The organism is Novilysobacter erysipheiresistens (assembly GCF_036663935.1).
GTDB classification, from domain to species: Bacteria; Pseudomonadota; Gammaproteobacteria; order Xanthomonadales; family Xanthomonadaceae; genus Novilysobacter; species Novilysobacter erysipheiresistens.
The window spans coordinates 210560-234406 of the sequence record NZ_JAXGFP010000002.1; the positions used below are offsets into that span (position 1 = coordinate 210560).

At 67.2% G+C, this 23847-nt stretch carries 21 protein-coding genes; 6 read left to right on the forward strand and 15 right to left on the reverse strand.

What is annotated here, in order from left to right; translation table 11 throughout:
- Window positions 1-14: 14 nt before the first annotated feature.
- The 5 genes from SNE34_RS04100 to SNE34_RS04115 form a co-directional block, all read right to left on the reverse strand.
- Entirely contained in the window at window positions 15-908 is an 894-nt protein-coding gene (locus SNE34_RS04100; protein WP_332614985.1) for an ankyrin repeat domain-containing protein, read from the reverse strand.
- A 447-nt stretch (window positions 909-1355) separates the two neighbouring features.
- Window positions 1356-1754, reverse strand: a complete 399-nt coding sequence (locus tag SNE34_RS04105; protein WP_332614987.1) for a hypothetical protein — start codon at window positions 1752-1754, stop codon at window positions 1356-1358.
- Between the two features lie 80 nt (window positions 1755-1834).
- Window positions 1835-2038, reverse strand: coding sequence for a helix-turn-helix domain-containing protein (locus SNE34_RS14810; RefSeq protein ID WP_425604447.1), 204 nt, complete (start codon window positions 2036-2038; stop codon window positions 1835-1837).
- 43 nt (window positions 2039-2081) lie between these two features.
- A complete protein-coding gene (locus SNE34_RS04110; RefSeq protein WP_332614990.1) occupies window positions 2082-2924 on the reverse strand; it encodes a hypothetical protein in 843 nt (280 codons plus the stop codon).
- A complete protein-coding gene (locus SNE34_RS04115) occupies window positions 2921-4132 on the reverse strand; it encodes a site-specific integrase (RefSeq protein ID WP_332614992.1) in 1212 nt (403 codons plus the stop codon). The genes SNE34_RS04110 and SNE34_RS04115 overlap by 4 nt, the downstream gene beginning before the upstream one ends.
- Before the next feature lie 337 nt (window positions 4133-4469).
- On the opposite strand from SNE34_RS04115, the gene SNE34_RS04120 reads away from it, so the two are divergent.
- Genes SNE34_RS04120 through pgaD form a run of 4 tightly spaced genes read left to right on the forward strand, consistent with a single transcriptional unit; the run spans window position 4470 to window position 10191 of the window.
- On the forward strand, window positions 4470-6557 hold the full coding sequence (locus SNE34_RS04120) for a tetratricopeptide repeat protein (protein ID WP_332614993.1): 2088 nt from the start codon (window positions 4470-4472) through the stop codon (window positions 6555-6557).
- Window positions 6558-6559: 2 nt separating this feature from the next.
- Complete coding sequence (pgaB, locus tag SNE34_RS04125; RefSeq protein ID WP_332614995.1) at window positions 6560-8434, forward strand: poly-beta-1,6-N-acetyl-D-glucosamine N-deacetylase PgaB; 1875 nt, start codon at window positions 6560-6562, stop codon at window positions 8432-8434.
- Window positions 8435-8437: 3 nt separating this feature from the next.
- Window positions 8438-9679, forward strand: a complete 1242-nt coding sequence (pgaC, locus tag SNE34_RS04130) for a poly-beta-1,6-N-acetyl-D-glucosamine synthase (protein WP_332614998.1) — start codon at window positions 8438-8440, stop codon at window positions 9677-9679.
- Window positions 9676-10191, forward strand: a complete 516-nt coding sequence (gene pgaD, locus SNE34_RS04135) for a poly-beta-1,6-N-acetyl-D-glucosamine biosynthesis protein PgaD (RefSeq protein ID WP_332615000.1) — start codon at window positions 9676-9678, stop codon at window positions 10189-10191. Before pgaC ends, pgaD begins: the two co-directional genes overlap by 4 nt.
- Window positions 10192-10212: 21 nt before the next feature.
- Here the strand turns inward: pgaD and SNE34_RS04140 are convergent, their stop codons facing one another.
- The 10 genes from SNE34_RS04140 to SNE34_RS04185 all read right to left on the reverse strand — a co-directional run bounded on the left by SNE34_RS04140 (window position 10213) and on the right by SNE34_RS04185 (window position 21795).
- Complete coding sequence (locus SNE34_RS04140; protein WP_332615002.1) at window positions 10213-11523, reverse strand: glutamate-5-semialdehyde dehydrogenase; 1311 nt, start codon at window positions 11521-11523, stop codon at window positions 10213-10215.
- A complete protein-coding gene (gene proB, locus SNE34_RS04145; RefSeq protein WP_425604448.1) occupies window positions 11520-12746 on the reverse strand; it encodes a glutamate 5-kinase in 1227 nt (408 codons plus the stop codon). The genes SNE34_RS04140 and proB overlap by 4 nt, the downstream gene beginning before the upstream one ends.
- Before the next feature lie 447 nt (window positions 12747-13193).
- Window positions 13194-14483: an argininosuccinate lyase gene (gene argH / locus SNE34_RS04150; protein WP_332615007.1), complete on the reverse strand. Its 1290-nt coding sequence runs from the start codon at window positions 14481-14483 to the stop codon at window positions 13194-13196.
- 121 nt (window positions 14484-14604) lie between these two features.
- A complete protein-coding gene (gene argC, locus SNE34_RS04155) occupies window positions 14605-15558 on the reverse strand; it encodes an N-acetyl-gamma-glutamyl-phosphate reductase (RefSeq protein ID WP_332615008.1) in 954 nt (317 codons plus the stop codon).
- Window positions 15555-16163 carry a GNAT family N-acetyltransferase gene (locus tag SNE34_RS04160; protein ID WP_332615010.1) on the reverse strand — a complete coding sequence of 203 codons (609 nt, stop codon included), beginning with the start codon at window positions 16161-16163 and terminating at the stop codon, window positions 15555-15557. The genes argC and SNE34_RS04160 overlap by 4 nt, the downstream gene beginning before the upstream one ends.
- Window positions 16160-17533, reverse strand: coding sequence for an acetylglutamate kinase (locus tag SNE34_RS04165; protein WP_332615012.1), 1374 nt, complete (start codon window positions 17531-17533; stop codon window positions 16160-16162). The genes SNE34_RS04160 and SNE34_RS04165 overlap by 4 nt, the downstream gene beginning before the upstream one ends.
- Window positions 17534-17633: 100 nt before the next feature.
- Window positions 17634-18725, reverse strand: coding sequence for an acetylornithine deacetylase (locus tag SNE34_RS04170; protein ID WP_332615013.1), 1092 nt, complete (start codon window positions 18723-18725; stop codon window positions 17634-17636).
- Window positions 18726-18851: 126 nt separating this feature from the next.
- On the reverse strand, window positions 18852-20048 hold the full coding sequence (locus tag SNE34_RS04175; RefSeq protein ID WP_332615015.1) for an argininosuccinate synthase: 1197 nt from the start codon (window positions 20046-20048) through the stop codon (window positions 18852-18854).
- Window positions 20049-20074: 26 nt separating this feature from the next.
- Window positions 20075-21085, reverse strand: a complete 1011-nt coding sequence (locus SNE34_RS04180; RefSeq protein ID WP_332615017.1) for an N-acetylornithine carbamoyltransferase — start codon at window positions 21083-21085, stop codon at window positions 20075-20077.
- A 269-nt stretch (window positions 21086-21354) separates the two neighbouring features.
- A complete protein-coding gene (locus SNE34_RS04185; protein ID WP_332615680.1) occupies window positions 21355-21795 on the reverse strand; it encodes a hypothetical protein in 441 nt (146 codons plus the stop codon).
- A 154-nt stretch (window positions 21796-21949) separates the two neighbouring features.
- Here SNE34_RS04185 and cysS point away from each other — a divergent pair, with 154 nt between their 5' ends.
- The gene (gene cysS, locus SNE34_RS04190; RefSeq protein ID WP_332615019.1) at window positions 21950-23335 is read left to right on the forward strand and encodes a cysteine--tRNA ligase; all 1386 of its coding nucleotides are present in this window, start codon (window positions 21950-21952) and stop codon (window positions 23333-23335) included.
- A gap of 57 nt (window positions 23336-23392) precedes the next feature.
- On the forward strand, window positions 23393-23845 hold the full coding sequence (locus SNE34_RS04195) for a SufE family protein (RefSeq protein ID WP_332615021.1): 453 nt from the start codon (window positions 23393-23395) through the stop codon (window positions 23843-23845).
- Window positions 23846-23847: the final 2 nt, after the last annotated feature.

A 23847-nucleotide genomic window follows, 5' to 3' on the forward strand; every position in this document is an offset into this window, starting at 1 on the left:
ATGGCCCGCGTAAGTCACTGAACATCAAGGGGCGAAAAATACGGCACGTCCCGCCAGGAAAGGCGCCTCGTGAAGCTTCGCCGGGGCCACGACCATTCGAATTGTTCGCGCAAGTGGCAGCCAGCCGCAATGGCGGACGAGGCGTGCAGGCTGACGGAGGCGCGGAGCTCGGGCATGGCAAGCCGCTCCATGAACTGCGTCAACAGGTGCAACCCTCGGGTGGCGTGGCCGTCGTAGTCGAAGGCAAGGACCCGGGCGGAGTTGAAGCCGAATGCCCACGGGTCGACGAACTCGCTACACCAGGCTTGGTACTCATCAAGGATGGCGCAGGGCACGGCCTCGAAGGCCTCGCGTGCCAGCGGATGATCGCCTCGCCCGGCCTGAAATCTTCCGGGCCGGTAGTACCGGCGAGGAGAATCGGGTGTGAAGCAGACGGCATCCACCAGTCTGGAGGTACTGGGCCGAAGCTCCCACGCCATCAGGCCGCCATGCGTCCGCAGGTACGGGATCACTTGCTGTATCCCCCATAGCCAATGGACGACGCGCGCGTTGATGTCGTCGCTGCCGGGACGGCGAAAACGGATCGGAAGTTCCTCAAGCTGTTGAGGCAGCACCGCACCGAAAAAATCATCTCCCAGCCAGATGTCTCGGAACGAGTGATAGCCGACCGCCGCGCCCAGCGCGGTCGTGTGTTCGTCAGAATCTAGACGATTGAGATCGGCACCGCCTCGGTGCAGCGCCTGGACCGCTTCGATCATCCCGAACCCGGCGGCGGTGTGGATCGGAACCTCTGCGCCGAGCCTGGGCATCTGGCCGTCGGGATCTGCGCCGCGGGACAGCAGCAACTCGATCAGCGCCGTGCGTTCGGGGCTGTCCAGGAAGGTGTAGCCCCCGTCCAGCGCACTCATGAGCACTGAATCAGGCGCAAGTCCACTGTTGGGGTCGGCGCCGTCATCCAAGGCTCTCTGGGCTGCAGCAACGTCCCGCCGCTCCGCGGCTTCATGCAGTCGCTGATCTGCTTGATGCTGGCGTGAACTCCCCATGTCGCCCTCCTCCGTCCACCCGCCCGCGATGCCACTCATTGCGCAAACATCTGCCAATGCTGTCGCACACGTCGCGACGAGTTTTTTCCTTGCCCCCCGACAACCGGTCGTTTGGCTGGCCGGCTGCCGGGGTGTAGATGGATAGACAGATGGTTATTCGGCTATCTACGTGGGCAACACCGAATTCGTGGAACTCGCTGACCGTGCCAAGCACTTCCGCTGAAAGCCTTGATAGATATGACTTTCATGGGTTCCTGGGTAGGTGTGGGTATAGGTACAGGTATGGGTCCAGGTCAAGGTCAAAGACGAGCACTAGGCGGTCCCGACTATTTCGCGCACCACGCTGTAATGGCACGCCGACGGCAGTACACCTTGGGACCGATCTTTCACGACAGTTTCGACTCTCCCGACTATCAGCAGCCCGGACAGTGCGTCCAAGTTGATCCGGTCGACACGATGGGGCATGGAAACCAGCTTGGCGAAGTCGCGGAGCAGATCGGATGACCATCCAACACTGAACCGACCCTGCCGCCCAACTTTCCCCCTCAGCTTCGTGACGTTGTACCAACGCGCCAAGCCGAGCTCAAAGTGGGGGCCGAAATCGCAGATGCGAAACCTGAGCACGACCTTGGGCTGTCGACCAAACAGCATCACCGTCGACCACGTCTCAAACTTCAGGCGGTAGTCTCCGGGAGGCACCAGTGCCGGCATCCCTCCATCTACGTCACCTGCGGCGCTGGCCACGAGCGAAAGAGCCGGGCTGCTCGGAGCGCTGCTCACCGCCGACGCGCTCAAGTTCCTGCCCTTCTCTCCAGAAGGGCGACAAACTCTTGGAGTGCCTGGGCAGAAATCAGACGGCGGCGTCCGTCCTTGAACGTGCGCAGCTCCCCATTGCCAATCGCTGCGTAAAGCCTCGTCCTGGAAAGAGGAACAAGCTCCAGGGTTTGCTCGACCGTGTAGGCCAGCGGTTTGGTTTGTGTAGCGTCCACATACACCTCGTTGGGTTCAGTCGCATGCGGTAGCGACTTCGAGCCAACACTACGAGGAGTCCTGTGGCTTCGACGAGGCAGGATTCTTCTGCTTTTCGGAAGAATCCGTCCGCTCCAGGCGCGAAGTGTGTGTCCTCACAAGCCGCGGGGTGATCGCCTCATCCTGGAAAACCAGTGCCGCCGTAGTCGCGACCACCTCTCGCATGGGACTACCGCAAACGTCCGAACACCAACTGGTCATTGCTTGCAAGAAGCGAGCTCTTGGTGCCTTCAGATCCCGTGGCTTTTTCATGACCTGACGTTCAACTTGAGCCGCTCGAAGTTGCTCGCGCACGTACCGGTCCAGCGTGCCCGAAAAGCGGTAAGCCGGCGGCTCCGCCATGTCTGCCAGTTCTCCCGCACGAAAGTGGTTAAAAAGCCAAACCAGCGCCCCGCCTTCACCGTCATCATGATCCGCCCTAGCCTGCATCATCCTCCTGTCGAACTCGGTGGTGTCCGAGGTGAATGTCGCAATCCCTGTTTCGCCCTCCGGTAGTGGCGCCCGTTCCAGCAAACTCTTGACGCGATCAATGGCTTCTTCGAAATCCGCCAGCCATTGATCCTGTTCACGAAGAGTCATTTGCTGCCAAGGAGTCCTTGGGGAAAGTGCCGAATCAAAGGCGTAGATAGCGTGGACCCAAAAGCTTTCTGCCCAGTCATATCCGACATCGTCTTTGTAGGCCGGGTCACAGCCTTTAGTTAGCGTTTCCCAGCACGGGCCCATGCTGGGGTCCGTAATCAGTGCCACGGCTGCATGGCGGATAGCGTCGGCATCCTCGAAGAGCCACCCATCATCTTCAAACTCTGCATGAAGCTTTCGCACTGCTTCCGGCACCGCATCGAGGTATTTCATCTCCGCACCAGCTTGTCGACCGCTGCAGCCCGATGACCCGGTGACAGATGTGCATACCGTTGGGTCATAGCGAAATCTGAGTGCCCGAGCAGCTCCTTGATTGTGAAGAGGTCAACTCCGGCCATCGCCAGCTTGCTCGCGAAGTCGTGGCGACAATCGTGGAACCGGTAATCCACGAGCGCGGCATCGTCGATCAGGCCGGCCCACGCCTTGTTGATGTTGGTCAGCTTGCCGCCGCCAACACCAGGAAACACCAGTCCGTCACTCGCGCCCTGCTTCTTCCAGGTCTTCAACACTGCGGCAGCTTCTGCATTCAGCGGGACGTGACGGGTCTTTCCAGATTTCGCTGTTTCCGCCCGGACGGTAACCTGCTTGCCGGCGAGGTTCACGTCTCCCCAGGTCAGACCAAACAGCTCACCGCGCCGGAGGCCGGTATTCAGTGCCAAGAGGACGAGCGGAGTCAGGTGGTCGGCATAGTTGGTAATCGGCGCCAGCAGCGTCCTGTGGCGTGCGGCGCGCCACTCGTTGCCACTGGCCCGGTCTTTCGCCGCCTTCGCGTCACGCGCCGTCAGCGCCTTTCGCAGTCGCTTGTCCTCCGCCTTGTCCAGGAACCGGACTCGGGTTGAGTCGCCGCCCTTGGAGCGCTTCACCCCAGCCACCGGGTTGGCGCCAAGCACCCCCCACTCAACCGCCTTCGACAGCGCCGCCCGCAGCCGGTCGAGATCCCGGTTGACGGTTGCCGGCTTGATGCCGGCCTTCAACCTCTCGGACTTGAATTTCTCGACCGACCAAGCAGTGATCTCTGTCATCGGCTTTTTGTAGAACCGTCCAAACTGCGCCTTGATGTTCGCGCAGGTCTGTTTGCCGGACCTGCGTTCCACCTCTACCCAAGGCTTGTAGCGCTGCTCCATGAAGTCCTCGAAGGTCACGATCATCGCCTTCGACTTCGCCACGGCCGGTGTCCCGTTCGTCGCGGCGTCACTCAGAATCGCCAGCGCTTTCGTCCGGGCGCCTTCGAGAGTCTGGATCGGGTGCTTCCCGATTGACTTGGAGGTTGCCCTGTTCCACTGGACGTTCCAGGTCTTCGATCCACTAGGCTGGACTCGAAGGAACAGGCCCGGAACCTTGGTGTCCCATAGCCGATAGGGCTTGTCCGCGGCGGTCGCCTTCTCGATGACGGCTCTGGTCAACAACAGTTTTGTCTTCATCTCGCCCCGTAACAGCACTGGTAACAGCAGATTTCACTGTGCCATGGTGTTCGACGGGATTCAATGGAACGCTATGTCATTGATTCAAATGGTAAGCCACTGATGGCAGAAAGATTGAAATTGCGTTCGGGACGTAGAAGTCGCAGGTTCGAATCCTGTCTCCCCGACCAATCATGCAGAACGACAAAAGCCGGCCATGTGCCGGCTTTTTTCATTTCCGCCCTCCGTTCCCCCGGCGATCCGGGCGCTTGGCCTCTGAATCGGGCTTTCGCCGTATCTGGGGATAGGCCGGCCGCATTGGATGCTTGGCTGCCTTTACAGGGGGATTCACCCGATCATGGAATACGCGATTGCGCGCCGCCTGCGGCTGTGCGTCGCCGTGACGTTTTGCCTGCTGGGCGCAACGTCCGCGGTGGCCGCCAGCGACAGGCCCGACACCATCCCGCCCGCCCACATGGACCGCGACGAGGCCCTCGCCGCGGCCGCCGTCCTGCGCGACGATCGCCGCTGGCTGGAAGCACTGGCGGTCTACGAGCGGCTGCAGGCCAGTGCGCCGGGCGACGGCGAGGTCTATCACCTGCGCACGCTGACCCTCGCCGACCTTGGCAGCGCCGACCTGGCCTGGACGTTGCAGCAGGCGCGGCCGGAGCTGTTCGACGAGGCCCAGCGCCAGCGCCTTGCCGCCGACCGGGTCGCCCGGTTGGCGCGCTGGGGCGGGGTCGTCCCGATCGACGAGGCGCACCGGCTGGATGACATGCAGCGCGCGGCGGCGGCGATCGACGACGTTGCCGCTTCGCCGCGGCAGCGGTTCGACCAACTGGTCGTCCTCAATGGCCTGGAGCAGCACGCGCAGGTCGCGACGCAATATCGCCAGTTGCGCTCGGACGGGCTGGAGGTGCCGCCGTACGCACTCGCCGCCGCCGGTGACTCGCTGCTGGCCGTGCGCCGACCGCGGGAGGCGATCGCCGCGCTCGAAGGCGCGACGGCGGAGCTGCCTGACGACGTTGATACCCAGATCGTGCTCGCCTACGCCTATCTGGAAGCGGGCCGCCACGCGGATGCCGAAGCCCATCTGCAACGGATCGTCGCCAACGAACCGGCCTGGGAGCGCCAGCCCGGCGCCAAGGCCGGCTTCCCGAACTGGAAGCGCTACAGCGCCGAGACCAACCTGGCGATGATGCATGCCTACTCGATGGACCTGGCGCGCGCGCAGGCGATGCTGGAACCGATGGTGGCGTACGCGCCGCACAGCGCCGACCTGCAGGCCAAGCTCGGCCTGGTGCTGATGCAGCGCGGCCTCGACGAGCAGGCGTTGCAGCGCTTCGATATCGCCCACACCCAGGATCCGCGCAACCTCGAGGCCCGGATCGGCCAGGTCGGGGCCTTGGCTGAACTGGGGCGAATGCGACGCGCACGCGCGGCCCACGACGCGTTGCTGGCGGCCTACCCGGACAACGTCCACGCGCGCCGGCTCGACCGCGAATGGCGCAGCCGCACCGGATGGCAGCTCGAGGCGAGTGCACGCCGTGGCCGCAGCGATGCCGACGGCAGCACCACAAGCGTTTCGCCCCTCGGTGCACGCGACGGGGGCTACGCGCTCGCCCTCTATTCGCCGCTGCTGGCCGACCGTTGGCGGATCGGAGCGTTCCGCGAGGAGCGCTGGGCCGAGTTCGACGACGACAGCACGCCCGACGAATCGCGCGTGCGCGACCTGCGCCATGGCGTCGGCTTGCAATACCGGCATGACCGCCTTGCGCTGCAACTGCACGCCGCGCGCAGCGACGATCGTCGCGACGCCCCCCGCGCAGTCGATGCCACCGCGTTCGGCATCGCCGCCGACTGGCGCTTCAGCGACCGCCTGCACGGTCGCCTGCAGGCCGAGCGCAATGCCGCAGACGCCTCGTTGCAGGCCCGCGAAGCCGGGATCCTCGGCGATACCGTCGCGATCGGCGTCGACTGGACCGCCGACGAACGCAGCGGCCTGGGCGCCGAGCTGCGGCAGTGGCGTTATGACGACGGCAACCGCCGCGAGTCCGCCGCGATCAACGGTTACCGCCAGCTGGTCGTGCGTCCGCGCCTGGCCTTCGAGCTGCGCGGCGGCGCATATGCCAGCCGCGGCAGTCGCGACGACGCGCCGTACTTCAATCCTTCGCGCGACGCCGGCTGGAACCTCGCGGCAAACCTCAAGACCACCCACTGGCGCAGCTACGAGTTCGCCTTCAGCCAGCGCTTCGGCGTCGGCGTCGGTCAGTACTGGCAGGAGGATTTCGGCAGCGCCGCGATCCCCAGCCTGCAGTACCGCCACGAATGGGAGCTCGGCAGCGGGCGTCGCCTCGACTACGGCCTGGGCTGGTCGCGTCCGGTGTACGACGGCGTGCGCGAGCGCCACCTGTCGTTCGACATCCAACTGCGCTGGGGGAACTGACCATGCGCGTCCACCTGACCACCGTCTTCGCCGCCGTGCTCGCGCTGGCAACGGCGCTGTGCGCCCCGCCGGCCGACGCCAAGTTGCTGGTGCTGAGCTACCACGACATCCGCGACGACGTCGCCCGCCGCGGCGACCCGGACCCCTACGCCGTCAGCACCCAGAACTTCGCCGCGCACCTCGACTGGCTGCACGGCAACGGCTACACCGCGGTCGACCTCGATACCCTCGTCGCCGCCTCCCGCGGCGAACGCGAGCTGCCCGAGCGCGCGGTGCTGATCACGATCGACGATGGCCTGCGCAGTGCCTATACCCACGCGTTCCCGTTGCTGCGTGCGTATGGCTTTCCGGCAGTGGTCGCACCCGTTACCGGCTGGGTCGGCCTGCCGCCAACAGAACACGTCAACTACGAAGGCCCGGCGTCGCACGACCACGACGATTTCCTGACCTGGGCGCAGCTGCGCGAGATGCAGGCCAGCGGCCTGGTCGAAGTCGCCTCGCACACCCACGGCCTGCACTACGGCGCGCTGGCCAACCCGCAGGGCAACACCATCCCGGCCGCGGTGACCCGGTTGCACGACCCAGACACCGGCCAGTATGAAACCCGCGACGAGTACCAGGCCCGGGTGCGCGCCGACCTCGCCGCCAGCGCCGCCTCGATCGCCCGCGAACTCGGCCAGCGCCCGCGCGCGGTGATCTGGCCGTACGCCGCCTACAACCAGCAGACCAACGCGATCGCCGACGAGCTGGGCATGGCGATCTCGTTCGACCTCGAAGGCCCCGAGCAGACCATCGGTCGCGACCTCCACGGCCTCGCCCGCCTGCTGGTGATGGGCAACCCGACCGTGCCGGAATTGGTGCGCGAACTGCGCGGGCCCGCCGATGACGAGGAAGGCTTGCGCGCGATCCAGGTCGACCTCGACTACGTCTACGATCCCGACCCGGCACAGACCGAGCGCAACCTCGACGTGCTGATCGAGCGCATCCACCGGATCCGGCCGAGCCACGTGTTCCTGCAGGCCTTCGCCGACCCCGACGGCGACGGCGCCGCCGATGCGCTGTACTTCCCCAACCGCCACCTGCCGATGCGCGCGGACCTGTTCAACCGGGTCGCCTGGCAGCTCGCGACGCGGGCGCAGGTGCAGGTGTATGCGTGGCTGCCGGTGCTCGCGTTCCGGCCCGCCAACGCCGACGCGCTGGCGTTGCCGGGCGCCGATCCGGCCGAGGTGTTCCGGCTCGACCCGACCAATCCCGACGCACGCGCACTGATCGCCGACATCTACGAAGACCTCGCGATCGCCAGTCCGATCAACGGCCTGCATTTCCATGACGACGCCCTGCTGCGCGAGGGCGAGCTGCCGGACCTGTTCCCCGGCGATCCCGCCGCGCGAACCGCCTACCTGGTCGACTTCACCCACGAACTGCACCGTGCCGCCGAACGCTGGCGACCGAAGCTGAAGACCTCGCGCAACCTGTTCGCGCGCCCGGTGCTGGAGCCGGCCAGCGAGGCGTGGTTCGCGCAAAGCCTCGCCGCGTTCGTCCCCGCCTACGACTACACCGTGATCATGGCGATGCCGTGGATGGAGGGCAGCGACGATCCGCAGGCGTGGATGGACGCGCTGATCGCAAAAGTCGAGGCGCAGCCCGGTGCGCTCGACCGGGTCGTGTTCCAGTTGCAGACGGTCGACTGGCGGGCCGACGACGCCGATTCGAAGTCCGTACCCGGCACGGTACTGCCGCAGACCGGGCGTCGCCTGCAGGCTGCCGGCGTGCGTCACCTCGCTTACTACCCGGACGACTTCCTGCGCGATCGCCCGACCCTGAATGTCGCCCGCGAGACCATCTCCGCGCGCAGCTTCCCGTACCCGGAGGACTGAGCCATGGTCCTTGAACTGCTGTTCTCGTTCGCCTTCTTCTACCCGGTGGCGATGTCGTTCTTCTGGGTCGTGGGCGGGCTGTACTACTACCTGCGGCGCGAACGCAACGCGCCGCCGCGCGACCAGCCGCCGCCGCTGGCCGAGTCGCCGATGGTGTCGATCCTGGTGCCGTGCCACAACGAATCGGCGAACATCGGCGAAACCATCGCCTCGTTGCTCGCCCAGCGCTATCCGCATTTCGAGATCATCGCGGTCAACGATGGCAGCGACGACGACACCGGCCCAAAACTCGACGCCCTGGCGGAACAGCATCCACAGGTCCGCGCGATCCACCTCGACCGCAACCTCGGCAAGGCCAACGCGCTGCGGATGGGCGCGCTGGCGGCGCGCTCGGAATACCTGGTCTGCATCGACGGCGACGCTCTGCTCGACCCGCACGCCTGCCACTGGATGGCCTGGCACCTGTGTAGCGGCCCGCGGGTCGGCGCGGTCACCGGCAATCCGCGCATCCGCAACCGCTCGACGCTGCTGGGCAAGCTGCAGGTCGGCGAGTTCTCCTCGATCATCGGCATGATCAAGCGCGCCCAGCGCAGCTACGGCCGGCTGTTCACGATTTCCGGGGTGGTGTCGGCGTTCCGCAAGACCGCGCTGCACCAGGTCGGCTACTGGTCCGACGACATGGTCACCGAGGACATCGACATCAGCTGGCGGCTGCAGATGAACCATTGGGACATCCGCTACGAGCCCAATGCGCTGGCCTGGATCCTGATGCCCGAAACCCTGCGCGGACTGTGGAAGCAGCGCCTGCGCTGGGCCCAGGGCGGAGTCGAGGTGCTGCTGCGGCACGGGCTCAAGCTCTTCACCTGGCGTCGCCGGCGGATGTGGGGGGTGATGGCCGAATACCTGCTGAGCCTGCTGTGGGCGACGGTGATGCTCGCGATCATCGTGCTGTGGCTCGCCGGGATGGTATTTCCGCTGCCGCCGGCGCTGCGGGTCGATGGCCTGGTGCCGGGCTGGCATGGACTGGTGCTGGCGCTGATCTGTCTGCTGCAGTTCGCGGTCGCCCTGCTGATCGACCGCCGCTACGAAGCGAAGATCGGCCGCTACTACTACTGGATGATCTGGTACCCGGCCGCCTACTGGCTGCTCAGCCTCGCCACCACGCTGACTGCGGTGCCCAAGACCTTGCTCAAGCGCCGCGGCCAGCTCGCGGTATGGACCAGTCCGGACCGGGGATACCGATGAACGCCCAGACCTTCGACGACGCCGACCGCCAGGTCATCTACCTGCCCCATCGCCAGCACCGGGCCAAGCGCACCTTCTACGGGGTGATGACCTTGGTCGCCTGGGTGGTCTACGCCTACCTGTGGCTGCCGTTGGCGACCCTGGTGCTGTGGGTGGCCGGGGTGCGCCTGAGCTACATCGAGTTGTACCTGCGCGACCAGCGCCTCGACACCGCCCTGCTGGTGACCCTGCCGCTGTTGCTGCTTGCCTGCGCGATCCTGTTGATCGGCTGGGCCGAGTACAACCGCCTGCGGTTCCGCGGACGCGAACGTCGATTGGCGCAGGTCGATGTCGACAATGTCGAGGTTGCGCTGGCACTGTCCGCACCGCCCACCCTCGGCGCGGCCTTGCTGGACGCACAACGCGCGGTGCTGGCGATGGACCCTGGAGGCCGGCCGCTGGCGATTCGGGTGGAGCGCGCGCTGGCGGCAGGCTCGACGCCGGCAGTCACGGGGGCTGCGGCGCCGGCTTAGTTCGCCGGCTCGCCGCAACGCTCAGCCGGCCACGTCGGGGTGCCGCACCTGGCCTTCGCCGCGCACCACGTAACGCTCGATCGTCAGCGACTCCAGGCCCATCGGACCGTAGGCATGCAGGCGGGTGGTCGAGATGCCGATCTCGGCGCCGAGGCCGAGCGCGCCGCCGTCGTTGAAGCGCGAGGAGGCGTTGACCACCACCGCCGAGCTGCGGATCTCGCGGATGAAGCGGTCGCTGGCGGCGGTGTCGGTGCTGGCGATGACCTCGGTGTGGTCGGAGGTATAACGCTGGATGTGGGCGATCGCCTCGTCGATGTCGTCGACCACTCGCACCGCAAGGATCGGCGCCAGGTACTCGGCGTCGTAGTCGTCCTCGGTCGCCGGCACGGCGTCGGCGAACAACGCCCGGGTGCGATCGCAGCCGCGGATCTCGGCGCCGCGCGCGCTCAGCTCGGCCAGCGCGCCGGGCAGCCACTGTTCGGCGATGTCGGCATGCACCAGCATCGTCTCCAGCGCGTTGCACACGCCCGGCCGCGACAGCTTGCCGTCGATCGCCAGCTTCAATGCCAGCACCGGGTCGGCGGCGCGGTCGACGTACAGGTGGCAGACGCCCTTGTAGTGCTTGATCACCGGCACCCGCGCATGTTCGGCGACGAAGCGGATGAGCTTTTCGCCGCCACGCGGGATCGCCAGGTCGATCAGGTCGGACAACTGCAACAATTCCAGCACGTGCTCGCGCGCGGTGTCCTCGACCAGCGAGACCGCTTCGGCCGGCAGGCCCTGATCGCGCAGCGCGCGGTGCAGGCAGGCGGCGATCGCGATGTTGCTGTCGCGCGCTTCCGAGCCACCGCGCAGCAGCACCGCGTTGCCGGCGCGCAGGCACAGCGCGGCGGCGTCGGCGGTCACGTTGGGCCGCGCTTCGTAGATCATCGCGATCAGCCCCAGCGGGATGCGGACCTTGTCGACCTGCAGGCCGTTGGGGCGCACGTCGCTGCGGGTTACCTGGCCGACCGGGTCGGGCAAGTCGGCGACCTCGCGGATCGCGGTGACGATGCCGGCGACGCGGTCGGCGTCGAGTTTGAGGCGGTCGAGCATCGCGCCGGTGGTGCCGGCATCGGCCGCGCGCTGCATGTCAGTGGCGTTGGCCTTGAGGATGTCGTCGCTGCCGGCCGCCACCGCGTCGGCCATCGCCTGCAGCAGCGCGACGCGTTGCGCGCTGTCGAGGCTGGCGATCGCATGCGACGTCGCGCGGGCAGCTTCGGCGAGTTGGCGGACATAGCCGGTGGGCTTCGATTGGGTGAGCGTCGAGACGGTTGCGGTTGACGCATTCATTCGCAGTTCTCCATGAACAATTCGGGGGTGGGGGCGGCCGCGGCGGCGCTCAGCAGCACCATGTCCTCGCGGCGGATCACCGAGTGGCAGTTGTTGAAACCCAGCACGCTCGCGATCTCGCTGCTGTGGCAGCCGGCGATGCGTTGAAGGTCGCTGGACTGGTACTGGACCAGCCCACGCGCGAGGCGCCGATGGCCCTCAGCGGGCAACACGTCGACCATTGCGTCGCGGTTGAAGTCGCCTTCAACCGCGATCACGCCGCCGGGCAACAGCGAGGCGCCCTGCTCCGACAGCGCCGCGGCGGCGCCGGCATCGATGCGGATCGCGCCGCCGCTGGGCGGGGTATGCCGCAACCACATCTTGCGCGCGACCAGGCGGTCGCCGTGGGCCGGGATGAAGGTTCCGTGCAGGCGGTCGTCGGCCAGCGCGGCGATGGCGTCGGCGTCGTGACCGCAGAACAGCGCGGTGTCGATGCCGGCCGCGGCGGTCTTGGTCGCCGCTTCCAGCTTGGTGTACATGCCGCCGGTGCCGAGCGAACCGGCACCGCCCTGCGCCATCAACATGATGTCGTGGGTGATTTCCTCGATTCGCGGCACCGGCACGGCGGCCGGGTCGTGGCCCGGGTGGCCGGTGTACAGGCCGGCGGTGTCGGTGGCGATCAGCAGCACGTCGGCGTCGACCAGGCTGGCGACGACGGCGGCGAGGTTGTCGTTGTCGCCGAGCTTCAGCTCGTCGACGGCGACGGTGTCGTTCTCGTTGACGATCGGCAGCGCGCCGATCCGCAGCAGCTCGCGCAGGGTCGCGCGGGCGTTGAGGTAGCGTCGGCGATTACGCAGGTCGTCATGGCTCAGCAACACCTGCGCGACCGGCTGCTCGACCAGGCCCTGCCACAGCGCCAGCATCGGGGTCTGGCCGATCGCCGCCAACGCCTGGCGTTGTGCCAGGTTGGCGCCACTGTTGGCCAGCAGGCCACGACCGGCCGCGACCGCGCCGGACGACACCAGCAGCACCTCGCGGCCCTGGTCGCGAAAGCGCGCGATCATGTTGGCCAGCGCGGCGGCGTTGCGCTTGCCGAGACCACCCTTGCCGTCGGTCAGCAAGCTGCTGCCGACCTTGAGCACGGCGCGCTGCCAGCGCGGCATCGGTTGCACGGGAAACGCGTGTTCGGAATGAGTGGAAGTCATCGGCGCAGTCGGTCCTCCTGTGGATGCAGGGACGCGCATGTAACGGACATGCACGACGTGCGAGAACAGCCGAACCGGCGTGGACGGAGGCGATGCCCCGATGCCCGGTGGTGCGGGAAGATGCCCCCTGGATTGCGACGCATCGAAAGCGGCGTTCGCGGTGATATGCGCCCGGATCGAAGGACGATCAGGCGGCTTGCAAGAGAAGCCCGGGAACGCACGTGCAGGACAACGGCGTTACGTTCACCGACGCCGGAAGCTGTACTCGATAGCCGGGAAGTCTAGCATTTACGGGCTTTTCGGGCCAGCGCACCGTTCATGCCCGAGTGGGTGCGCCTGCGTCCATCGGCGAATTTCCGTCTCTCACCACGCGGGAAATCCCGCGTAGGAGCGACGTGAGTCGCGACCTGTACATGACCTCCAACGTTCGGCGGGTCGCGACTTACGTCGCTCCTACAACGGCACCGCTTCGCGTGTTCAAAAACCTCAGCCGAGCGCCGCCAGACGCTCACGCAACACCTCCAGCCGCATGTCCCCTGCCGCACCCGGCGACACCCGCGCAGCTAGGCTGGCGTCCGCGTCGCCCTCGCTCCAGCGCGCCGGATCGGCCGCCTGCCGATAGGCGTCGCGGAACGGCACGCCCTCACGCGCCAGGTCGATCGCCAGGTCGGTCGCATACATCGACGGTTCCAGCGCGGCGCGCATCGCTTCGGGCTTCCATTCCAGGTTGCGCAGCAGGTCGGGCAACAACCCGAGCGCGCCGATGCCACGACCGAATGCGTGGAAGATCGCGCCCTTGGAGAACTGCAGGTCGCGGTGGTAGCCCGACGGCAACGACAGCAACTGCTCGACCTCGGCGCGACCGGCGGCGACGCTGGCGTAGCTGGCACGCATCAGCTCGATCACGTCCGGGTTGCGCTTGTTCGGCATGATCGAACTGCCGGTGGTGTACTGCGGCGGCAATGCGACGAAGCCGAACTCTGTGCTGGTGAACAGACTGAGATCCCACGCCAGCCGGCGCAGGTCGAGCATCGCCGAGCCGAGCGCGTCGATCGCGGCCAGCTCGAATTTGCCGCGTGAGAGTTGGGCGTACGTTGCCGACAACTGCATCCGCCCGAAGCCGAGCGCTTGCGTGGTGTGGTCACGGTCCAGCGGCAGGTTGACGCCGTAGCCGGCGGCGCTGCCGAGCGGGTTGGCATCGACCCAGGCCAGGGTGTCGCGCGCACGGATCGCATTGTCGATAAACCCTTCCGCCCAGGCCGACCACCACATACCGGCCGAGGACACCACCGCGCGTTGCAGGTGGGTATAGCCCGGCAACGGCAAACCCGCCTCGACTTCGGCGCGGGCCAACGCAACCGTGGCGCTTTCACGACACAGCGCGGACACCTGCGCGAGCCGGTCCTTCAACCACAGCCGGGTCGCGACCAGCACCTGGTCGTTGCGGCTGCGGCCGGTGTGTATCTTGCGGCCGGCGTCGCCGAGGCGCTCGACCAGTCGTGCTTCGATGGCGGAGTGACCGTCCTCGTAGCGGTTGTCGAGGACGAAATCGCCGGCCGTGAAATCCCGGGCCAAGGCATCGAGTTCGCGGGTGATGCCGGACAGCTCGTCGGCATCGAGGATGCCGATACGCTGCAGCCCTTCGGCATGGGCGACGCTGGCCTGGATGTCGAACAGGAAGAACTCGCGATCGAGAATGACGTCGTCGCCGGCGCAGAACTGCTGGATGCGTTCGTCGACGTGGACGCCGGGCTTTTGCCAGAGGAGGTCGGTCATTGCGCAGTCCTTGGAAGTTCTCGGGCTTTTGTAGGAACGGCTTCAGCCGCGATCGGATGCATGATCGCTTACGCCAGTTCCAGATCGCGGCTGAAGCCGCTCCTACAGGGGAACGAGGGCGTCAATGCGGAATGCCAGTAAGCTCCGGCAACCCGAACGCGCGGTTGAGATTCTGCAGCGCCTGGGTCGCCGCACCCTTGAGCAGGTTGTCCTCGGTGGCAACCACGACCAGCCGCCGGCCGTCCGCCGACATCGTGAAGCCGCCAATCTCGACATGATGTTCGCCGGCAATCGCGCTGACCCACGGCGCCTCGTCTAGCACCCGCACGAGCGGTTCGCCCGCGTAGCGGTCGCGGTAACGTGCGACTACCTCGTCGCGGTCGAACCCGCGCGCCAGGCGCAGGTTAGCGGTGACGGCGATGCCGCGGAAATGCGGCGCCACGTGCGGCATGAACTCGACCGGATGGCCCAGCCGCGTCGACACCTCGCGCTCGTGGACGTGTCCGGTCAGCGCGTACGGCATCAGGTTGTCGCGCAGCTTCTCCGGGTCGTTCCTGTCCGACGGCGTGGTCCCGGCACCGGAATATCCCGACACTCCGAAGCATTGCACCGGCCCCGCGAGAACGTCGAGCATTGGCGCGATCGCCAGCTGCATTGCGGTCGCGTAGCAGCCCGGGTTGCTGATCCGCCGCTGGCCGGTGTAGTCGCCTCGGGTCAGTTCGGGCAAGCCGTAATACCAGTCATCGTCGAAGCGATAGTCGGCCGACAGGTCGATCAGCAGCGCCGCGGACGCCGCCGCGTCGAAGGCCGCCACGCAACGCGCAGCCTTGCCGTTGGGCAGCGCCAGCACCACGGCATCGGCGCCGAGGCCGGGCAGCTGGTCGTAGTCCGGCGAGCTGTAACGCAGCTCGCCCGAATAGCCGGGGTTGTGGTCGGCGACGCGCTGGCCATCCAGTGCGCGCGAGGACACGAAAGCCAGCCCGAACCGCGGGTGCGCGGCGACCAGCCGGATCAGCTCGGCACCGACATGGCCACGCGCGCCGACAATGCCGATCGATATCCCGTCCTTGCTCATGTCATGGCTCCGGTGGCGCGCGGGAGCGCGAGTTTGGCGTCGAGGTGGCGGCGCACGGCCGGCCACTCGCCGTCGATGATCGAATACGTGACGGTGTCGCGCAGGCTACCGTCGGCGTGGCGCAGATGGTTGCGGATCACGCCGTCGCGCTTCGCCCCCAGGCGCTCGATCGCGGTGCGCGAGGCGTGGTTGAACCAGCTGGTCTGGAAGCCGACCGCGGCGCACCCCAAGGCTTCGAAGGCATGACCCAGCAGCAGCCGCTTGGCCTCGGTGTTGAGCCCGGTGCGCTGGACCCGGCGCGCGTACCAGGTGTAGCCGATCTGCAGCCGCGGGGTCGCCGGGTCGAGGTCGTAGAAGCGGGTCGAGCCGGCCACCGCGCCTTGCGCATCCAGCACGGCGAATGCCAGCGCCCTGCCCTGCGCCTGCATCGCGAGAGCCGATTCGACATACGCCCCCACCTCCGCGGGCGTAGGCACGCTGGTGTACCAGCACGCGGCCAACACCTCGTCGGTCGCCGCGCGCAGGCCGTCGACATGCGCAGGCGCGAGCGGCTCCAGCCGCACATGGCGGCCGGCGAGAACCGGTACCGTCGTCCACGCACTCATGCCGCGCCCTCCGCCTCGCCACGCAGCGGCCCGAGCAGGGTTGGGGCGCGCTCGCGGCAGTGCGCCACGCAGCGCGCCAGCTGATCGAACGCGTCGATCCCGTACCAGAACACGTTCCACTGCTCCTGCCTGAAGTGGCCGTCGGACTCGGCGTAGTAGAACGCATTGACCGGGTTGCCGTGCCGCGAGCGCCAGAACACGCGCGGGTTCTGCTCGCGCATCACCTGCCAGACCGCGCGCCCGAGGCCTTCGCCCTGGGCGTCGTCGAGCACGGCGAACTTGTCGAGGTAGGTCTCGCCATCGCCGTCATCATTGCCGTCAACCAGGATCACCGCGGCGCGGTAGTTCTCGCTGACGTAGGCGCGGCGCAACGGCGTGCGTTCGAAATAATCCGGCGCCAGCCGCCGACCGAACGCCGACTCCACCAGCGTGCGCAGGCGCGGCAGGTCCAGCGCGTCCCAGGCATCGGCCTGCAGCACCCGTTCGCCCCGGCGCACCAGCGTGCCGGAGCCCTTGTGGGTGAACAGCTCCTTGGCCAGTTCGGCCGGGCGCGTGATCGACACCGACGAGGACGGCGGCAGGCGATCGAGCAGTTGCTTGATCTGCTCGATCTTGACCCGCATGCCGCCGTGCACCCAGGGCTGCGCCAGCAAGTGGTCGTACTCGGTCGACAGGTTGATCGAGTCGATCACCCGGCCCTGCTCGTCGAGCAGCCCGCCGGTGCCGGTCAGGAACACGATCTTGTAGGGCTGCAGCACCTGCACCAGCTCGTTGGCGGCGAAGTCGGCGTTGATGTTGAGGATCTGCCCGCCAACGGTCTCGCCAAGGCTGGCGATCACCGGGATCGAACCGGCCTGCAGGCTGGCCTGGATCGGCGCGAGGTCGACCCGGGCCACCTCGCCGACCAGGCCGTAGGTGTCGCGGTCGAGGTAGTCGGCCTCGAACACGCCCGACACGATCGAGGTCGCGCGCGCGTCGCCCCGCTGCAGCGCTTCCACCAGCCGCAGGTTCTGCGCGTGGAACACCCGGCGCACGATCGCCAGCGCCTCCGGCGAGGTGACGCGCAGGCCGTCGATGGTCCGCTTCCCGATGCCCGCCGTCGCGAGCTCCTCGTCCAGTTGCGGGCCGGCGCCGTGGATCACGATCGGGGTCAGGCCGACGTCCTGCAGGAACGCCAGCGACGAGGTCAGCGCATCGAGGTCGTCGCGTAGCACCGCCCCGCCGACCTTGACCACGGCGAAGCGCGCCGCGTCGAGCTGCGAGAAGCGCTTGAGGTACTGGCTGATCTCCTTGGCGCTGGCCATGCTCGAGAGCAGGCGGACGATGGTCTGGCGCGTCTGGAGGTCGTGGACGGTGGGGGGAATGGTCATTGGCCTGAGGTCGATGTTTCGTGCTGTTGTAGGAGCGGCTTCAGCCGCGATCTGGAGTCGGCGCGGGCGTTCAAGCACCCGATCGCGGCTGAAGCCGCTCCTACAGGAGCCCGGAGAGAATGCGCGTGACCGACTCGCCGTACCGCTGCAACTGCTCCAGCGCCACCCACTCGTCGGCCGTATGCGCCTGGGCGATGTCGCCGGGGCCATAGACGATCGCCGTCAGCCCGGCGGCGGAGAACAGCGATGCCTCGGTCCAGAAATCGACCGCGTTGCCGATCGGCAGGTCCAGCGCCTCGGCGAGGTCGCGCGCTTGCAGCCGGCGCTCCTCCGCGCTGGCGATGTCGCCCGACGGCAGCGGCGGGCCGCGGAAAGTCTCCTCGTAGCGCTCGACCGCACCGGCCTCGACCAGCGTGCCGAAGCGCGCGTGCAACGCATCGATCGACATCGACGGCAGCGGCCGGAAGCCGAACCGGAGCTCGGCGCTCGGCGCGATCATGTTCGCCTTGATCCCGCCCTCGACCTTGCCGATGTTGAAGCGCAGCCCGGTCAGCCCACCGAAGCGCTGGTGCGACTCGGCCTCGACCAGGTCCAGCGCGCGATCGCCCCAGCGCATCGCCTGGTGCAACGCGCTGGCCTCCATCGCGTTGGCGCCGGAGGCGTGGCCGGCGCTGCCGCGGAAGTGCATCAGTACCGAGCTGATGCCGCGATGGGCGAGCACCGCCTCGCAGCGGGTCGGTTCGGCCACGATCGCCTCGGTGAACCCATGCGCACGCGCGAGGAAGGACGGGACGCAACGCGCGTCGTTGGCTTCCTCGTCGGTGCTGAAGAGGAATGCGGCATCGCCCGATGTACGTGCGGCTGCCGCCAGAAGACCCGCTGCCGCGCCCTTGATGTCGCAGGCGCCGAGGCCGATCGCGCGGTCGCCGGTGACCCGCAGGACGTGCGGATCGGCGCTCCACGCCGGCGACGACGGGACTGTGTCCAAGTGCACGTTGAACACCCGGCGCGGGGTGCCGCGCACGGCCAGCATCGACACCGCGCCGTCACCATGGTCGGTGACCTCGACGCGGAAGCCGGGCAATTGTGCGCACAGGTAGTCGAACATCCCGCCGGTACCGATCCGGCGCGGCGGGTTGCGGGTGTCGAAGGAGACCAGCGCTTCGAGGTGGCGGAGGATGTCGGGGAGCATGTGTGGCACCGGTTATGGATCCTTGTAGGAGCGACGTCAGTCGCGACCTGTACATCGTCCCGGACGTTCGGCGGGTCGCGACTGACGTCGCTCCTACATCGAAGCCGGCTTTTGTCGCGGCACGGACTACTTCCGGTTGACCTCCGCCCACAGGGTGCTGCTCATGCCGAACAGCTTGATGAAACCCTCGGCCTCGGCCACACCCCAATCGGCCGCCTGCGCATAGGTCGCGCCCTTGGCGTTGAGGATGTGCGGCGAGTCGATCGCGACCGCGTTGACGATGCCACCGTGGGTTTCCAGCACCACCTCGCCGTTGACGGTCGCCTGGCTGGACGCCAGGAACGCCTCCAGGTCGGTCTTCAGCGGGTCATGGAAGAAGCCCTCGTAGACCAGCTCCACCCACTTGCGCGCGACCTCCGGCTTGAAGCGGTTCTGCTGCTTGCTCAGCACCGCTTCCTCCAGCGCACGGTGGGCGACCAGCAACGCGGCCAGGCCCGGCGCCTCGAAGATGATCCGCCCCTTCAAGCCGATCGTGGTGTCGCCGGTATACAGCCCGCGGCCGACGCCGTACTGGGCGAACAGGCCGTTGAGTTTCGCCAGCAGCTCGTGCCCGGCGATCCTCGCGCCATCCAGGGTCACCGCCTCGCCGTTCTCGAAGCCGAGCTTCACCCGCAGCGGCTGTTCCGGCCAATCGGCGCGCGGCTTGCACCAGCCCGCCGCGCCCTCGCCCGGTGCCTGCCAACGGTCGATCTCGCCGCCGGACATGGTCAGCCCGAGCAGGTTCTCGTTGATCGTGTAGGCCTTCTGCTTGGCCCGCACGCCGAAACCGCGCGCTTCCAGGTACGCCTGTTCGTAGGCGCGGACCTCGGTGTGCTCCTTCTGGATCTCGCGGATCGGCGCCACGATCCCGTAATCGCCCAGCGCCTTGACCGCGAGGTCGAAACGCACCTGGTCGTTGCCCATTCCCGTGCAGCCATGCGCGATCGCGCGGGTGCCCAGCTCGGCGGCGCGCTTCAACGTCGCCTCGACAATCAGGTAGCGGTCCGACACCAGCAGCGGGTACTGGCCCTGGTAGCCCTCGCCCGCCCACACGAAGGGCTTGACGAAGCCGTCCCAGATCGCCGCCCCGCCATCGACGGTGACGTGGCTCGTCACGCCCAGCTCGACCGCGCGTTGCTCGATGAAGGCGCGCTCCTCCGCGTCGACGCCGCCGGTGTCGGCGAACACGGTGTGCACGGCATAGCCCTGTTCCTGCAGGTACGGCACGCAGAAGCTGGTGTCGAGGCCGCCGGAAAAGGCGAGGACGATGGTCTTGTCGGTCATTTCGATTCTCGAGGAGTTGTTGGCGGCTATTGGGCAATCAACGCGGCCATGATCGCCTTCTGCACGTGCAGGCGGTTCTCGGCCTCGTCGATGGCGATGCAGCGCGGGGAATCCATCACCGCATCGGTCGCCTTGACGTTGCGGCGCAGCGGCAGGCAATGGCTGAAGACGGCGTCGTTGGTCAATGCCATCTTCCGTTCGTCGACGATGAAGTGTTTGTACTGGTCGCGGATGGGTTTCTCCGGTGCCCAATTGCCGAAATACGGCAGCGCGCCCCAGCTCTTGGCGTAGACCACGTCGGCACCGGCATAGGCGCTGTCGATGTCGTGGCTGACGGCGAGCGAGCCGCCGCTTTCGGCGACGTTCGCCTCGGCCCAACCCATGTAGTGTTCATCCAGCACGTATTCGGGCGTCGGGCACAGCAGGGTCACGTCCATGCCCATGCGGCTGGCGATCGTCAGTGCCGAATTGGCGACCGCGGTGTTGAGCGGCTTGGGGTGGTAGGTCCAGGTCAGCACGAATTTCTTTCCGCGCAGGTCGGTGGTGCCGAAGTGCTCCTGCAACGCCATCGCGTGCGCCAGTTCCTGGCAGGGATGGGTGATCGTCTCCATGTTGACCACCGGCACCGGCGAATATTTCGCGAAGGCCTTGAGCACCCGGTCCTCGCGGTCCACCGACCAGTCGACGAACTTCGGGAACGCGCGCACGCCGATCAGGTCGGCGTAACGACCCAGCACCCGGGCGACTTCGGCCACGTGCTCCTCGGCGTCGCCGTCCATGACCGTGCCCAGGTCGAACTCGATCGGCCACGCGTCCTTGCCCGGCTGCAACACCACCGCATGCCCGCCGAGCTGGAACGCGCCCAGCTCGAAGCTGGTGCGGGTACGCATCGACGGGTTGAAGAACACCAGCGCGATCGACTTTCCACGCAACTGTTCGCCGAGCTTCTCGCGCTTGAACGCCGCGGCCTGGGCGAGCAAGGCATCGAGGTCGGGTCGCGACCAGTCCTGGGTGTTGAGGAAGTGCTTGATGGACATCGGGAAGGGTTCCGTGGGTGGGATTTGCCGGGCCGGAAAGCAAAAAAGCCCAGCGCGAAGGCTGGGCTTTTCGTGTGTCACGCGTCTTTCGCGTGCGAGCGAATGCTACCCAGCCAAACGGTAGGGTTGCGGTCGACGCGCGCGCGAGGTCATCCCCGCCGCCATGTAGGCGGAGGTCAGGATGTCGGCGTCGGCGCGGAACTGGGTCATCAGGAAACGGATGCTCGCACGTAGCGATCTCCACGGCAAATGATTATCGGCAATGTCACTCAGTGGCTGCGCGAGCCGGTCACGACCGGGGTCACCCCGATCCGGATGCGCAGGCGGTTGCCGGGGTCGTCGGGCAGGCGCGAGCGGTACTTGGAGCCTTTGTAGACGTAGTCGACGTCGTAGGCGATCGGCCGCCGGAACTCGCGCTCGATCGGCACCGCCACGCAATCCGCGGCGACCTCCTCGGGCTTGCGGGTCAATGCGTCCTTGACCGCGCCAACCACCCGCGACAATCCGGAACTGTCGTCGGGACTGGGCGTCTGGTCGCAACGCTGCTGGATGCTGGTCGCGGTCAGGGTCTGGTAAACCGGGGTCACCCGCAGCACCTGGGCGTAGGCGAAACGCACGTTCTCGGCCTGGATCACCGTGGTCTCCTGCGCCATCGCCGGCAGCACGCACAGGACGGAAAGCGCCAACGGCAAGGACAGGGCAAGGCGCATCATCGGGTCGGCGGGCTCGGAAAGCGTGTTCACAAAGTGTATGCGGCGCCAGTGTAGATGGGCTGAATCGCCGCTGTCGTGGCTCTTGCAATGCCGCGACCGGCCGGAACCGGCGGCGGCGGCTAGAATGTCGCAAACCCCTCGCAACGCCCCCATGAGCCTGCACCTCTACAACAGCCTGACCCGCCGGGTCGACGCCTTCACGCCCGCCGATCCGGCCCGTCCGACGATGTATGTCTGCGGCCCGACCGTCTACAACTACGTGCATATCGGCAATGCCCGCGGGCCGGTGGTGTTCGGGGTGCTGGCCGACCTGCTGCGGCGGCGTTTCGGCACCCTCGCCTACGCCCGCAACATCACCGACGTCGACGACAAGATCAACGCCGCGGCGAAGGAACAGGGCGTGCCGATCTCGGCCATCACTGACCGCTTCGCCGCGGCGTACCGCGAGGACATGGCCGCACTGGGCATCGCGCCGCCGGACATTGAACCGGAAGCCACCGGCCATATCGGCGAGATCCTCGCGATGATCGAGCGCCTGATCGAGTCCGGCCACGCCTACGCCGCCGAGGGCCACGTGCTGTTCTCGGTCGCCAGCTTCGACGGCTACGGCAAGCTGTCGCGGCGCGATACCGAGGACATGCTGGCCGGCGCCCGGGTCGACGTGGCGCCGTACAAGCGCGACCCCGGCGACTTCGTGTTGTGGAAGCCCTCGACCGACGATCTGCCCGGCTGGGACTCGCCGTGGGGCCGCGGGCGGCCGGGCTGGCACATCGAATGCTCGGCGATGGCCGCAGCACATCTGGGCGAGACCATCGACATCCACGCCGGCGGCGTCGACCTGCAGTTCCCGCACCACGAGAACGAGATCGCCCAGAGCGAGTGCGCCCACGGCGGCAAGCCGTTCGCGCGCTGGTGGCTGCACAACGGCATGCTGAATTTCGCTGGCGCCAAGATGTCCAAGTCGTTGGGCAACATCGAGAAGGTGCACGATCTGGTCCGCGCCCACCCGCCCGAGGCGCTGCGTTACGCGCTGCTGTCGGCGCATTACCGGCAGCCGCTGGACTGGTCGGACGGGCTGATCGAGCAGAGCGTGCGGACCCTGGACCGGCTGTACGGGACCTTGCGCGATTTGGCCGATATCCAGGCCAGCGCCATGATTCCGGCCGCCATCGAGACCATCCTCGACGACGACCTCAACACCCCGCAGGCGCTGGCCGAGATCGCCCGGATCGGCGGCGAGGCACGCAAGGCGGAGTCGATGGCCGACAAGGCCCGGCTCAAAAGTGAACTGCTCGGCGCCGGCCTGGCGCTCGGACTGCTGCAACAGGACCCCGCGGTCTGGTTCGCCCGCGGCGCCGACAGCGGCGACGATGCACGGATCCAGGCGCTGGTCGACGAGCGCAACGCCGCCAAGCAGGCCCGCGACTTCGCCCGCGCCGATGCGATCCGCGAGCAGCTGGCCGGCGACGGCATCCTGCTGGAAGACACGCCACAAGGCGTGCGCTGGGTGCGACGCCGTGCCGCCCAGGCCTCGTGATCGCCGTTGCCCGGGCGACCGCCCCGACAACGGCAAGCGGGTAAAATTGGTATCGCAATGAACGTCATCACCGCACCTGCCAGCCCGTTCCCGATCGAATCCAGCCCCGCCGAGGCGCAGGCTGCGATCCGCGAGGAATTCGCATTCTTCGGCGACTGGTCCGAGCGTTACCAGTACCTGATCGACCTCGGCCGCAAGCTGCCCCACCTGCCGGCCGAGTGGAAGACCGAGGAACATCGCCTGCACGGTTGCCAGTCGATGGTCTGGATCGTCGTCGAGGGTGATGCCGACCGGCTCGACTTCCACGCGATCAGCGATTCGGCGATCGTTTCCGGCCTGGTCTACCTGGCGTTGCGGGTCTACTCCGGCCGCAGCGCCGCCGAGATCGCCAATACCGACGCCGACTACATCGCCGACATCGGCCTGGCCAAGCACCTCTCGCCGACCCGCAGCAACGGCCTCGCCGCGCTGCTGGCGTTCATCCGCGACCAGGCCCGACGCCGCCTGTGAGT

Coding starts and splice junctions, on each gene's coding strand:
- SNE34_RS04175 (WP_332615015.1), bottom strand. CDS start 20,048: ATGACCGACAAGACCATCGTCCTCGCCTTTTCCGGCGGCCTCGACACC.
- SNE34_RS04140 (WP_332615002.1), bottom strand. CDS start 11,523: ATGAATGCGTCAACCGCAACCGTCTCGACGCTCACCCAATCGAAGCCC.
- SNE34_RS04165 (WP_332615012.1), bottom strand. CDS start 17,533: ATGACCATTCCCCCCACCGTCCACGACCTCCAGACGCGCCAGACCATC.
- proB (WP_425604448.1), bottom strand. CDS start 12,746: ATGCGCGTCCCTGCATCCACAGGAGGACCGACTGCGCCGATGACTTCC.
- pgaD (WP_332615000.1), top strand. CDS start 9,676: ATGAACGCCCAGACCTTCGACGACGCCGACCGCCAGGTCATCTACCTG.
- SNE34_RS04100 (WP_332614985.1), bottom strand. CDS start 908: ATGAGTGCGCTGGACGGGGGCTACACCTTCCTGGACAGCCCCGAACGC.
- pgaC (WP_332614998.1), top strand. CDS start 8,438: ATGGTCCTTGAACTGCTGTTCTCGTTCGCCTTCTTCTACCCGGTGGCG.
- SNE34_RS04160 (WP_332615010.1), bottom strand. CDS start 16,163: ATGAGTGCGTGGACGACGGTACCGGTTCTCGCCGGCCGCCATGTGCGG.
- pgaB (WP_332614995.1), top strand. CDS start 6,560: ATGCGCGTCCACCTGACCACCGTCTTCGCCGCCGTGCTCGCGCTGGCA.
- SNE34_RS04195 (WP_332615021.1), top strand. CDS start 23,393: ATGAACGTCATCACCGCACCTGCCAGCCCGTTCCCGATCGAATCCAGC.
- SNE34_RS04120 (WP_332614993.1), top strand. CDS start 4,470: ATGGAATACGCGATTGCGCGCCGCCTGCGGCTGTGCGTCGCCGTGACG.
- SNE34_RS04115 (WP_332614992.1), bottom strand. CDS start 4,132: ATGAAGACAAAACTGTTGTTGACCAGAGCCGTCATCGAGAAGGCGACC.
- argH (WP_332615007.1), bottom strand. CDS start 14,483: ATGACCGACCTCCTCTGGCAAAAGCCCGGCGTCCACGTCGACGAACGC.
- SNE34_RS04185 (WP_332615680.1), bottom strand. CDS start 21,795: ATGCGCCTTGCCCTGTCCTTGCCGTTGGCGCTTTCCGTCCTGTGCGTG.
- SNE34_RS04180 (WP_332615017.1), bottom strand. CDS start 21,085: ATGTCCATCAAGCACTTCCTCAACACCCAGGACTGGTCGCGACCCGAC.
- argC (WP_332615008.1), bottom strand. CDS start 15,558: ATGAGCAAGGACGGGATATCGATCGGCATTGTCGGCGCGCGTGGCCAT.
- SNE34_RS04170 (WP_332615013.1), bottom strand. CDS start 18,725: ATGCTCCCCGACATCCTCCGCCACCTCGAAGCGCTGGTCTCCTTCGAC.
- SNE34_RS04110 (WP_332614990.1), bottom strand. CDS start 2,924: ATGAAATACCTCGATGCGGTGCCGGAAGCAGTGCGAAAGCTTCATGCA.
- SNE34_RS04105 (WP_332614987.1), bottom strand. CDS start 1,754: ATGCCGGCACTGGTGCCTCCCGGAGACTACCGCCTGAAGTTTGAGACG.
- cysS (WP_332615019.1), top strand. CDS start 21,950: ATGAGCCTGCACCTCTACAACAGCCTGACCCGCCGGGTCGACGCCTTC.